The organism is Streptomyces sp. URMC 123, assembly GCF_051386515.1.
GTDB lineage: Bacteria > Actinomycetota > Actinomycetes > Streptomycetales > Streptomycetaceae > Streptomyces.
Genome location: NZ_JBPQTV010000194.1, coordinates 1 through 11,983 on the forward strand (window position 1 = coordinate 1; position 11,983 = coordinate 11,983).

At 74.6% G+C, this 11,983-nt stretch carries 8 protein-coding genes and 1 pseudogene; 2 read left to right on the forward strand and 7 right to left on the reverse strand.

Going from position 1 to position 11,983, the window contains the following annotated elements; translation table 11 throughout:
- On the forward strand, positions 1 to 595 hold a 595-nt coding region (locus ACSNOD_RS20885; RefSeq protein WP_436768518.1), incomplete at its 5' end, for a hypothetical protein.
- 526 nt (positions 596 to 1,121) lie between these two features.
- Here the strand turns inward: ACSNOD_RS20885 and ACSNOD_RS20890 are convergent.
- The 6 genes and pseudogenes from ACSNOD_RS20890 to fmt all read right to left on the reverse strand — a co-directional run.
- Positions 1,122 to 2,594, reverse strand: a pseudogene (locus ACSNOD_RS20890) (amino acid permease); the annotation flags it as partial.
- 399 nt (positions 2,595 to 2,993) lie between these two features.
- On the reverse strand, positions 2,994 to 4,436 hold the full coding sequence (locus ACSNOD_RS20895) for a GuaB1 family IMP dehydrogenase-related protein (RefSeq protein ID WP_436768519.1): 1,443 nt from the start codon (positions 4,434 to 4,436) through the stop codon (positions 2,994 to 2,996).
- Positions 4,437 to 4,682: 246 nt separating this feature from the next.
- Positions 4,683 to 5,702 (reverse strand): sugar-binding transcriptional regulator, encoded by a 1,020-nt coding sequence (locus tag ACSNOD_RS20900; RefSeq protein ID WP_436768525.1) that lies wholly within the window; start codon positions 5,700 to 5,702, stop codon positions 4,683 to 4,685.
- A gap of 193 nt (positions 5,703 to 5,895) precedes the next feature.
- Positions 5,896 to 6,561: a ribulose-phosphate 3-epimerase gene (rpe, locus tag ACSNOD_RS20905; RefSeq protein WP_436768520.1), complete on the reverse strand. Its 666-nt coding sequence runs from the start codon at positions 6,559 to 6,561 to the stop codon at positions 5,896 to 5,898.
- 248 nt (positions 6,562 to 6,809) lie between these two features.
- Positions 6,810 to 8,273 carry an RsmB/NOP family class I SAM-dependent RNA methyltransferase gene (locus ACSNOD_RS20910; protein WP_436768521.1) on the reverse strand — a complete coding sequence of 488 codons (1,464 nt, stop codon included), beginning with the start codon at positions 8,271 to 8,273 and terminating at the stop codon, positions 6,810 to 6,812.
- A 73-nt stretch (positions 8,274 to 8,346) separates the two neighbouring features.
- Positions 8,347 to 9,285, reverse strand: a complete 939-nt coding sequence (fmt, locus tag ACSNOD_RS20915) for a methionyl-tRNA formyltransferase (RefSeq protein WP_436768522.1) — start codon at positions 9,283 to 9,285, stop codon at positions 8,347 to 8,349.
- A 393-nt stretch (positions 9,286 to 9,678) separates the two neighbouring features.
- Here fmt and ACSNOD_RS20920 point away from each other — a divergent pair, with 393 nt between their 5' ends.
- Entirely contained in the window at positions 9,679 to 10,212 is a 534-nt protein-coding gene (locus ACSNOD_RS20920; protein ID WP_436768523.1) for a hypothetical protein, read from the forward strand.
- A 166-nt stretch (positions 10,213 to 10,378) separates the two neighbouring features.
- Here the strand turns inward: ACSNOD_RS20920 and ACSNOD_RS20925 are convergent.
- On the reverse strand, positions 10,379 to 11,983 hold a 1,605-nt coding region (locus tag ACSNOD_RS20925), incomplete at its 5' end, for a primosome assembly protein PriA (protein WP_436768524.1).

Genomic DNA, 11,983 nt, shown 5'->3' on the forward strand with positions numbered 1-11,983 from the left:
GTACGGTCTCGGCCGGGCTGCCGGGACTACCGGGACTGCCGGGGCTGCCCGGCTGACCCGGCTTCCCCGGTTGGCCCGGCTGACCGGGGTTTCCGGGCTGACCGTGCGCAACCCCGGGACCAAGCCCATGACCGTCCAGGCGGTACGGCTGACGGGGGACTCCGCCGCCTTCACGGTGGCGAACGACGAGTGCTCGGGCCGGCGGCTCGCGCCCGGCCAGCAGTCCTCCTGCCGGGTGACCGTCGCGTTCGCGCCCCGGACCATCGGGGCCCACAGCGCGGAGCTCTCCGTGACCTGGGGCGGTCGGTCGTCCTTCGTCACGCTGTCCGGCAGGGCGTACGCCACCGTCACGGTCACGGTCGTCAACCCGTTCGCCCGGGACGCCATGGTGCGGTCGGACCAGCACGACCCCTGTGAGCGGGGGACGTGCGTCTACAAGGTCTACCGGCCCGGCCTCACCCTGACCGCACAGACCCAGGCCCTCCGGTTCACCGGCTGGTCGGGGGCGTGCGAGGGCGCGGCGGCCGTCTGCGCCCCCCGGCTCACCGGCGCGGAGACCGTCACGGCGACCTTCGCCAAGCCGAACCTCGGCTGACGACCGGCCGTGCCCCGGGGCCGCCCCCGGGGGCGGCCGGAAGGGCGATACGGCGAGGGCCCCGGCCCGCCGGCTGTGTGCCGGCGGGCCGGGGCCCTCATGCCCTTCCGCGGAACTACTTCTCCTGCGGAGCGGCCTTCTCGCTCTTCTCCGTCGAGGCCGCCTTCTCCTCGGCGGAAGCGGCCTTCTTCTCGGCGGAAGCCGGCTTCTCGTCGTCGGAAGCGGCCTTCTCCTCGGCGGAAGCCTGCTTCTCCTCCGAGGCGGCCGACTCCTTCTCCCCCGCGACCGGCTTCTCCTCCGAGGAGGCCGACTCCTTCTCCGCGGGAGCCGCCTTCTCCGTCGAGGCCGCCTTCGCGTCCGCCGGAGCCGGCTTCTCCTCCGTGGAGGACACCTTCTTCGCCGTCGAGACCGGCTTCTTCTCGTCGGAAGCGGCCTTCTTCTCCGCGACCGCCGCGACGGCCGCGGCCACCACGGCCTTCTCGGCCTCTCCGGCGCTCTCGGCGCCCTCCGTGGCCGGCACCGCGTCCGACCCGGTCCGCGCCAGTCGCGAGTTCCGCATGCCGTAGGAGAAGTAGATCACCAGACCGAGCACCATCCAGGCGCCGAAGACGCCCCAGGTGATCATCTCCAGGCTGTACATCAGGTACAGGCAGAGCCCGAAGCCGATGGCCGGGAAGAGCGGGGAGAGCGGCACCCGGAAGGTGCGCGGCATGTCCGGGCGGGTGTGGCGCAGGACGACCACCGCGATGTTCACCAGCGCGAAGGCGAAGAGCGTGCCGATGCTGGTGGCGTCGGCGAGCGGGCCCAGCGGGATCGCGGCCGCGAGGACACCGCAGAACAGCGAGACGATCAGCGTGTTGGCGCGGGGCGTGCCGGACTTGGGGTGGACCCGGGCGAACACCTTGGGCACCAGCCCGTCGCGGGACATCGCGAACAGGATGCGGGTCTGGCCGTAGAGCACGGTCAGGATCACGCTGGCGATGGCCACGACCGCACCGGCCGCGAGCAGCACCGACCAGAAGCCCTGCCCGGTGACCTCCTTCATGATGCCGGCGAGCGCCGCCTCGGAGCCCTCGAACTGCTGCCACGGGCGGGCGCCCAGGGCCACGACCGCCACCAGCACGTACAGCGCGGTGACGATCACCAGCGAGAGCAGGATCGCGCGCGGCAGGTCCTTCTTGGCGTTCTTCGCCTCCTCACCGGCGGTGGAGGCGGCGTCGAAGCCGATGTAGGAGAAGAACAGCGTGCTGGCCGCGCCGCTCATGCCGGCGAGGCCGAGCGGGAGGAACGGCGAGAAGTTGCCGGCGCGAACACCCTGGAAGGCCACGGCGCAGAAGAGCAGCAGCGCACCGATCTTGATGGCCACCATGATCGTGTTGGCCCGGGCGCTCTCCTTGGCCCCTCCCATGAGGAAGGCCATGGCGAGCAGCACCACGATGAGCGCGGGGAGGTTGAACACCCCGCCGTCGCCGGGCGCCGCGGAGAGCGAGGCCGGAATGGTGACGCCGATGGTGCCGTCGAGCAGTTCGTTGAGGTACTCGCCCCAGCCGACGGCGACCGCCGCGACCGACACGCCGTACTCCAGGATCAGGCACCAGCCGCAGATCCAGGCGACGACCTCGCCCATGGTGGCGTAGGCGTACGAGTACGAGGAGCCGGACACCGGGATGGAGCCGGCGAGCTCGGCGTACGACAGCGCCGAGAACAGCGCGGTGATGCCGGCGAGGACGAAGGCCACGGTGACGGCGGGGCCGGCCTTGGGGACGGCCTGGCCGAGCACGACGAAGATTCCGGTGCCCAGCGTCGCGCCGATGCTGATCATCGTGAGCTGCCACATGCCGAGCGAGCGCCGCAGCGCGCCGCCCTCGCCCTGGCCGCCCTCGGCGACCAGCCGCTCTACGGGCTTGCGCCGCATGACCCGCGCACCGAGACGGGCAGCCGGCTGCGGGGCCCGGCTGTCGCTGTTCTCGGCGGGTGGGGCTGCACCGTGGTCCAACACCTGGGTGGCTCCTTGTATCGCTGCCTGAAAGGCGGCGGCGACCGGACGGCGGCCAGGCGGCGGGTGTGGCAGAGGAAACCCGCAGAGGAGGACCGCCGAGCAGGCGGTCCCCGCCACTCCACGTACAGCGCAGACACTACGAGGTGCATCGGCCACGGCAAAATGCATCAACCTTGCGTACCGGCGGACGATCATTGCGTAGAGCGGCCACAAATGAGGAAACGTTGCACGTCACTGCATGAATCAACATTTTCGGGGGTTTGGGGCCCGGAACGCCGCGGTGCCGCGGATCACGGTCGCGAGGGCCCGGCGGCCGGTCGGCGGGCCCCGGCAACCCCGCCGCGAGCCCCTTCGTCGTGTCGATCGACCGCTGTGCCGCGTCCGTGCGCGGCGGCCGGATCAGCTCCAGCTGGCGTGCAGCGGCTTGCCCTCGGCGTAGCCGGCGGCGCTCTGCACCCCGACCACGGCGCGCTCGTGGAACTCCTCCAGGGAGGCCGCGCCGGCGTAGGTGCAGGACGAGCGGACGCCCGCGATGATCGAGTCGATCAGGTCCTCCACGCCCGGGCGGGCGGGGTCGAGGAACATCCGCGAGGTGGAGATGCCCTCCTCGAAGATCGCCTTACGGGCCCGGTCGTACGCCGACTCCTCGGCGGTGCGGTTGCGCACGGCGCGCGCCGAGGCCATGCCGAAGCTCTCCTTGTACAGCCGGCCGTCGGCGGACTGCTGGAGGTCGCCCGGGGACTCGTACGTGCCGGCGAACCAGGAGCCGATCATGACGTTGGACGCGCCCGCGGCCAGCGCCATGGCGACGTCACGGGGGTGGCGCACACCGCCGTCCGCCCAGACGTGCTTGCCCAGCCTGCGGGCCTCGGCGGCGCACTCCAGCACCGCGGAGAACTGCGGCCGGCCCACACCGGTCATCATGCGGGTCGTGCACATGGCGCCCGGACCGACACCGACCTTGATGATGTCGGCACCGGCCTCCACCAGGTCGCGCACGCCCTCGGCGGCCACGATGTTGCCGGCGACGATCGGGACCTGCGGGTCGAGACCGCGGACCGCGCGCAGCGCGGTGATCATCTGCTCCTGGTGGCCGTGCGCGGTGTCCACGACCAGGGTGTCCACCCCGGCCTCCAGCAGCGCCTTGGCGCGGCCGGCGACATCGCCGTTGATGCCCACGGCGGCGGCGATCCGCAGCTTGCCCTGGGCGTCGACCGCCGGGGTGTAGAGCGTGGCGCGCAGCGCGCCCTTGCGGGTGAGGATGCCGGCGAGCTTGCCGTCCTTGTCCACCGCGGGGGCGAGCTTGCGGTGCGCGGTGTCCAGGCGGATGAACGCCTCGCGCGGGTCGATGTCGGCGTCCAGGAGCAGCAGCTCCTTGGACATGACCTCGGACAGCTGCGTGAAGCGGTCCACGCCCGAGAGGTCGGACTCGGTCACCACGCCGATGGGGCGGTGCGCCTCGTCGACGACGACGCCCGCGCCGTGGGCCCGCTTGTGCAGCAGGGAGAGCCCGTCGGCCACGGTCGCGTGCGGGGTGAGCACGATCGGGGTGTCGAGCACGAGGTGGCGCCGCTTGACCCAGCCGATCACGTCCGTCACGACATCCAGCGGGATGTCCTGCGGGATCACGACGAGGCCGCCGCGGCGGGCCACGGTCTCGGCCATCCGGCGCCCGGCGATCGCGGTCATGTTGGCCACCACGAGCGGGATGGTGGTGCCGGTGCCGTCGGGCGCCGACAGGTCCACGGCCTGGCGGGAGCCCACCGCGGAGCGGCTCGGCACCATGAACACATCGTCGTACGTCAGGTCGTACGGCGGCTTCTGGTCATTGAGGAAACGCACGTGCTGAACATCCCAGTCGTTCGGAGTTGACCCTCGCCCCGGCCCTCGGTCGAGGGGGTCGAGGAAAACGCACGTACTTCATTCTCCCATGAGCCGGGCGGTACGGGGACCGGGCTGAACGTCCAGAGGGAGCGGGGGGCCCTGGACGGATCGTACGAACGCGCCCGGGCTCGCGGCCCGCCGCCCTCCTGCGGGGCCCGCGGCCCGGCCGGGACCGCGGCTCGGACCATGACTTCGGAGCTCGGCTCAGACCTTGTCCGGGTCCGCGCGCTCCAGGGCCGGCCGGGGGCCCGGGCGGGACTCCGTCAGCAGGTGGTCCGCCGCCGCCGTGTCCGTCACCAGGCTGGTGACCAGCCCCGACCTGAGCACCGCGCCGATCGCGGCCGCCTTGCGCTGACCGCCGGCGATCGCCACCACCTCGGGGATGCGGCGCAGCCGGTCCGCCTCCACCGTGATGCAGCGCTCCCCCAGGTCGCGGCCGATCCTGCGGCCCTCCGCGTCGAAGAGGTGCGCGGACATCTCCGCGGCGGCGCCGAGGCCCGCGTAGTGCGCCCGCTCCTCCTCGGAGAGCATGTCGTAGACCGTGGAGATGCCCGGCGCCCAGGAGCCGATGGAGACGGCCGCCACCGTGACCTTGTCGAAGTAGTCGAACGCGCGGGCGATGCCGGTCTGGCCGCGCAGCGCGGCCGCGGTCGCCGGGTCCGGCAGGAGCATGGGCGCGTAGATGGGGTGCGCCTCGCCGCCGGAGACCTGGGCGGCCCGGCGGACGGCCTCCACGGAGCCGCGCTCGGCGGTGCCCGCGTCGTACACGCCCGTCAGCTGCACCACCGTGCAGGGCGGCAGCCGGTTCAGCGCGGCGGCCATGTGGATGGTGGACCGCCCCCAGGCGAGCCCCAGCACATCGCCCTCGGCGACGAGCTCGCCCAGCAGGTCGGCCGCCACCTCGCCCAGGTTCTCCGGGTCGGCGGCGTCCGCCGCGGCGTCGTCGGCCGGGGACTCGACCACCACCGCGTGGCGCAGCCCGTAGCGGGCGCGCAGCGCGTCGGAGCGCTCGGCGTCCAGTTCGGCCGGCACCCGGATCTCGATGCGGACGAGATCGCGTTCGAGGGCCGTTTCGAGCACGCGCGCGACCTTGAAGCGGCTGACGCCGAACTCCTCCGCGATCTGGATCTTGGACTTGCCCTCGAGGTAGAAGCGGCGGGCCATGGCCGCCGCCTGCACCAGCTCAGCGGGTCCCATCCGCGGGGCCGACCGACCCGCCGACATAGCAGACACCGCAATCTCCTCACTGCTCAACTGGACGTCTGTGCGCTCATCCTGTCAGACGCCGTGCTGGTCAATAAGCCAACGACCACGCGTTCACCGAGTGGACGCCCCGTGGTCGCATGTCCGTGGACACGGGTCCGGCCCCTGGTGGGCGCGGTTCCGGGCCCTGGTGGACCCCGGGTTCCGGCCGGCCTCAGTGCGCGCAGGCGGCCCGTGCCCGGTCGCGCAGCGCGGCGACCGCGGCGGCCGGGTCCTCCGCGCCGTAGACGGCCGAGCCCGCGACGAACACATCGGCGCCCGCCTCCGCGCAGCGCTCGATGGTCGACTCGGAGACGCCGCCGTCCACCTGGAGCCAGAGCTCCAGGCCGTGCCGGTCGATCAGCTCCCGGGTGCGGCGGATCTTGGGCAGCATGATGTCGAGGAACGCCTGGCCGCCGAAGCCCGGCTCCACGGTCATGATCAGCAGCATGTCCAGCTCGGGGAGCAGGTCCTCGTACGGCTCGATGGGGGTGGCCGGCTTGAGGGCCATCGAGGCGCGGGCGCCCTTGGCGCGGATCTCCCGGGCCAGCCGCACGGGGGCGGCGGCGGCCTCGACGTGGAAGGTCACCGAGCCGGCGCCGGCCTCGACATAGGCCGGGGCCCAGCGGTCGGGGTCCTCGATCATCAGGTGGCAGTCCAGCGGGGTGTCGGTCGCCCTGCTGAGCGCGTCGACCACCGGCACGCCGAGGGTCAGGTTCGGGACAAAGTGGTTGTCCATGACATCGACATGGAGCCAGTCGGCGCCCTCGACTGCCTTCGCCTCCTCCGCCAGACGGGAGAAATCGGCGGAGAGAATACTGGGGTTGATCTGCACGGCCATGGCACCAGCCTGCCATGGCCCGGGCCGGTCGCCGGACCCGGGAGCCCCGCCGCGGGGGCGCCGGCCGCCCCGCTCCGGTGAAACCTCCCCATAAACGCAGGAAAGCCCCGGGAAACCGGCCTGCGGAAGGGCCGGAAATCGCCGTTGGCCGACAGCCCCCGGGCAGGCACCGGTGACCCCGCGGCGGAGGCGCGGCGCACGCCCCGGCCGGGAGGCTCGGCGCGGGCCCCGACCAGGACCTGCCGCGGTCAGGACGTGCGGCGCAGCAGCGCCAGATACATCGCGTCCGTGCCGTGCAGATGCGGCCACAGCTGGATGTCCGGCCCGTCACCGAGGTCCGGCACGCCCGGCAGCAGCGGCCTGGCGTCGATCCACTCCGCCGTCACCCCGGCCGGGTCGCCGCCGTCCTCGGCGCGGGACCGGCCGCGCCCCTTGAGCACGTCCTCGACCACGGCCCGGGTCTCGGCCGGATGCGGCGAGCAGGTCGCGTACCCGACCACGCCCCCGACCCGTACGGACGCGAGCGCCTCCCGCAGCAGGCCCCGCTGGAGCGGCGCGAAGTTGTCCAGGTCCTCCGGGCGGCGGCGCCAGCGGGCCTCGGGGCGGCGGCGCAGCGCGCCGAGCCCGCTGCACGGCACGTCGACCAGCACCCGGTCGAAGCTCTCGGGCCGCCACGGCGGCCGGGTGCCGTCGGCGGCCACCACCGCGTAGGGGCCGGGGTTGCCCGCCAGGGCCCTGCCCACCAGCCGGGCCCGGTGCGGCTGCTTCTCGGCCGCCAGCAGGGCCGCGCCGCGCCCGGCGGCGAGCGCCCCGAGCAGCGCGGCCTTGCCGCCGGGGCCGGCGCAGCCGTCCAGCCAGCGGCTGTCCTCGCCCTCCAGCGGCGCGTTCGCGAACGCGATGGCGACCAGCTGGCTGCCCTCGTCCTGGACGCCCACGCGCCCCTCGCGCACGGCGTCGATCGCACCGGGCTCGCCGCCCTCCGCGAGCCGCACGGCATACGGCGACCAGCGGCCCCGTACGCCCGACTCCTCGCCGAGGACCTCCAGGAGCTCCTCCGGGGTGGCCCGGCCCGGGCGGGCGACCAGCGTCACCTCGGGGCGCTCGTTGTCGGCCTCCAGCAGGGCCTCGATCCCCGCCCGGCCGCCGCCGAGGGCGTCCCAGAGCGCGGAGACGACCCATCGCGGATGCGAATGCACCACGGCGAGATGGTCCTCGGGGTCCTCGTCGTAGGGCGGCGCGACCTGCTCCAGCCAGGCGTCGAGATCGCGGGCGGCGATCCTGCGCAGCACGGCGTTGACGAACTTGGCCCGGCCGTCGCCGAGCACGACCCGCGCGAGCTCCACGCTCGCCGAGACGGCCGCGTGGGAGGGGATGCGGGTGCCCAGGAGCTGGTGCGCGCCGAGGCTGAGGACGTCCAGCACCGGCGGGTCCACCTCGCGCAGCGGGCGGTCCACGCACTCGGCGATGATCGCGTCGTAGGTGCCCTGCCGGCGCAGCGTCCCGTACACCAGCTCGGTGGCGAGCGCCGCGTCCCGGCCGTCGAACTCGCCCGCCTCCCGGGCCTTGCGCAGCAGCGGCGGCAGGACGAGGTTGGCGTAGGCGTCGCGCTCGTCGACGGCACGCAGCGCCTCGAAGGCGAGGACGCGCACGGGGTCCTTGCGCGGGCGGCGGTAGGGCTTGCCGGGACGGCCACGACGGGGCTGGTCGGTCACGAGAAGGTGCTCCGGATCTGGGATGACGATGTCCCCAGCGTACGTCGGGGTGATGGGCCCCGCCGCGGCCGGGTTACGCGCCCAGCCGCTCCCCCGCCGCGATGCGGACGCCCCGCGCCCAGTCCGCGGCCCGCATCGGCTTCTTGCCCTGCGGCTGCACCCACTGCAGTTCCACGGCGTGCGAACCGGTGCCCACGTGAACGGCGTTCTTGGCCACGGCCAGCTCGCCCGGCGCGAGCGCGAGGTCCGTGCGGTCCGCCAGCGGCGTCACCGACATCAGCTTGAGCCGCTCGCCGCGGAAGAGCGTCCACGCGCCCGGCGCGGGCGCGCAGCCGCGGACGACCCGGTCCACCCGCAGGGCGGGCGCCGTCCAGTCGACGCGGGCGTCCTCGACCGTCAGCTTGGGGGCGAGGGTGACGCCCTCGGCGGGCTGCGGCACGGCCCGCAGGGTGCCGTCCTCGATGCCGTCCATCGTGGCCACCAGCAGCCCGGCGCCGGCGAAGGCGAGCCGGGTCAGCAGGTCGCCGCTGGTGTCGGTGGGGCGGACCTCCTCGGTCAGCACCCCGTAGACGGGCCCGGAGTCGAGGCCCTCCTCGATCAGGAAGGTGGACGCGCCGGTCACCTCGTCGCCGGCCAGCACCGCGTGCTGCACGGGCGCCGCGCCGCGCCAGGCGGGCAGCAGCGAGAAGTGGAGGTTGACCCAGCCGTGCCGGGGGACGTCGAGGGCGACCTTCGGCAGCAGCGCGCCATAGGCCACGACGGGGCAGCAGTCCGGGCCGATCTCGCGGAGCCGGGCGAGGAAGTCCTCGTCGCGCGGCTTGGCCGGCTTGAGCACCTCGATGCCCTCCTCCTCCGCGCGCTGGGCGACCGGGCTGGCCACCAGGCGCCGGCCGCGGCCGGCGGGCGCGTCGGGCCGGGTGACGACGGCCGCGACCTCGTGCCGGTCCGACGCGATCAGGGCGTCCAGGGCGGGTACGGCGACCTCGGGGGTGCCGGCGAAGACGAGCTTCATCGGTGGTCGGCTGCTCTCTCTCGGGTCTCTCTCGGGCGGGAACGGCGCGGAAACGCTCGGGTGCTGCGGGCGGGAAGGCGCGGGCGGGGCCGGACGAGCGGTGCTCGCGCGGGAGCGCACCAGTCTATGACTCCCCGCCAGGGGGCGTGCGCTCAGGCACACGCCCCCTGGATAGCTCACACGCCCCCCGAACCGTGACCCCCGGGGCGGGTTCGGCGTTGGTCAAGCGAGATTGACCGATCAGACCGATGAGACCGATCGGACACTGATCGGACTCAGGCACCGACCAGACACCGACCAGACACGAGACAAGCGATCCGGGCCGCCGCCGCGGCCCCCATTCCTTTTCACATCTTCACATCCTTTTCAACGCCGGTTCCGAGAGGCTTGTTCATGGCCGACCACGCAACCCACGACGCCCAGGCACGGGCCAGCCTGCATCTGCTGGTGCGGGACATCGAGCGGGTCCGCCGGCAGGTGGACGCACTTCGCACGCTGACCGCTCAGCTCGGCAATGTCTACCGGCCGCGCCGCACCGGCCCCTCCGCGGGCTTCGTCGTCTACGGCAGGGCGCCGGCGCCGACCGTGCGGCTCGCCCAGGAGCTGCGGGACAGCGTCGAGACGCTCGTCACCGCCGCGGTGGACTTCGACCGCTCGCTGGGCTTTTCGTGGGACGCGGTGGGCTCGGCGCTCGGGGTCACCAAGCAGGCGGTGCACCGCCGTTACGGCTCGCGCCGCGCCGCCGCCCAGGCCGGCGCGGAGAGCGAGGCCGTGCGGACGGCCGAGGCGCCCGCCGTGCCGGTGACGCCGCCGACGCTGCCCGCCGTGCCCGCCGCCCGGACGGGGCCCGGGTCGTCGTCCGCCCCGGCCACCGCGATCCGGGAGGAGGTCCGCCCCAGCGTCTTCCCCGGGCCGCGCAACGGCTGACGTGCCGTCGTTCATCGCGTCCGGCACCGCATCCGTCACCGCGTGCGCGATCGCATCCGTCACCACGTGCGCCATCGTGTGCGTCACCGCATGCGTCACCGCATTCCGCCACCGCATTCCGCCACCGCCCCGCCGCCGATCCGCGCGGCGGGGCGGTGGCGCGTCGTCAGCCCAGTTCCAGCGGGTCGATCCGGATGCGGACGGCCTCGCCCTCCCGGTGCGCCAGCCGGATCGCCTGGGCGGTCTTGAGCGCGGCCGCCAGGGCCGCGCCGTTGCCCGGCCTGACCCGCAGCAGCGCCCGCTCCCACTCCTCGCGCGGCGGCGGGTCGCCCACGCGCCGGGGGCGGCCCGGCGGAGGCGGCGGCAGCGGCACCGGGCCGAGGACCTCCGCGCCCTCGGGCAGGTCGAGCCGGGCGAGGAAGCCCTCGACGTCCTCGGCCCGGCCGGTGACCGAGGCCATCCGGGAGACGGGGGGAAAGCCCAGCTCGGCGCGGTCCGCCAGCTCCCGTACCGCGTGTCCGACTGGGTCCCAGCGCACCAGCGCCTGCACCGGCCGCAGCGTCGGCTCGGCCACCACGACGACCGTGCCGCCGTCCGTGTGCGGGCGGACCAGCGCGGCGGCGCCCAGCCAGCGGCGCAGGGCGTCCTCGTCGGCCCGCAGATCGGGGCGGCCCAGCATGGCCCAGCCGTCCAGCAGCAGCGCCGCCGCGTAACCGCCGTCCGCCACGGGCTCGGCACCCGGCGTGCTCACGACCAGCGCGGGCCGGTCGGGCACCCGGTCCAGCACGTGGTCGCGGCCCGAGGTGCGCACCGGCACGGCGGGGAACGCCCGCCCGAGCTCCTCCGCGGTGCGCCGGGCACCGACGACGCGCGCCCGCAGCCGGGCGCCGCCGCAGGTCGGGCAGTGCCAGGCCGGCTCCGCGCGGCCGCACCAGCCGCAGCACACCTGGTCGGCGGCGCGCGCCTCCAGCGGTCCCGCGCACGCCGTGCAGCGGGCGGGCTCTCGGCACCGCTCGCAGGAGAGCCGCGGTACGTAGCCCCGGCGCGGCACCTGTATGAGCACGGGCCCGGCGCGCAGGCCGTCGCGCACGGTCTCCCAGGCCACCGTGGGCAGACGGGCGGCGCGCGCCGCCTCGTCCCGCGCCTGGTCGGCGTCGCCCACCGTGCGGATGCGCGGGGCCGCGGCCCGCACCTGCTCGCGGTCGGCGGCCAGCGGCAGCGCCCAGCCGGACTCCACGAGCTGCGCGGCCTCCACGGTGCAGCTCAGACCGCCGAGGAGAAAGGCGCACCGCTCGTGGCGGGCCCTGAGCTGGAGCACCTCGCGGGCGTGCGGGAAGGGCGCGTTGGGGTCGCCGTGGCTGGAGTCGCCGTCGTCCCAGACGGCCACCAGGCCGAGGTCGCGCACCGGCGCGAACATCGCGGCGCGGGTGCCGATGACGGCGCGGGCCGACCCGCGGTTGATGGCCAGCCAGCGGCGGTAGCGCTCCTCCGGCCCGGCCTCGGCGACCAGCAGGGTGTGCCGGCCGTCGCCGATGAGCTCGGTGAGCGCGGCGTCCACGCGGGCCGCGGCCCGCCCGTCGGGCATGACCACGAGCGCGCCCTTGCCGGAGGCGAGCGCGGTGGCCACCGCGATGGCCAGTTCCCGCGGCCAGTGGGGGCCCGGCAGGGCGGTCCACACAGCCCGCGGCGCGTCGCCGCGGGCGAGCGCGTCCAGGAAGGCGGGGCCGGTGGGATACCGCGCCCAGCCGGGCGTACGGGTGCGGGTGCGCTT

What these genes read in the sequence shown, in the direction of transcription:
- ACSNOD_RS20900 (WP_436768525.1), bottom strand. Translation starts at nt 5,702, where the DNA reads ATGTCGGCGGGTCGGTCGGCCCCGCGGATGGGACCCGCTGAGCTGGTG.
- rpe (WP_436768520.1), bottom strand. Translation starts at nt 6,561, where the DNA reads ATGGCCGTGCAGATCAACCCCAGTATTCTCTCCGCCGATTTCTCCCGT.
- fmt (WP_436768522.1), bottom strand. Translation starts at nt 9,285, where the DNA reads ATGAAGCTCGTCTTCGCCGGCACCCCCGAGGTCGCCGTACCCGCCCTG.
- ACSNOD_RS20920 (WP_436768523.1), top strand. Translation starts at nt 9,679, where the DNA reads ATGGCCGACCACGCAACCCACGACGCCCAGGCACGGGCCAGCCTGCAT.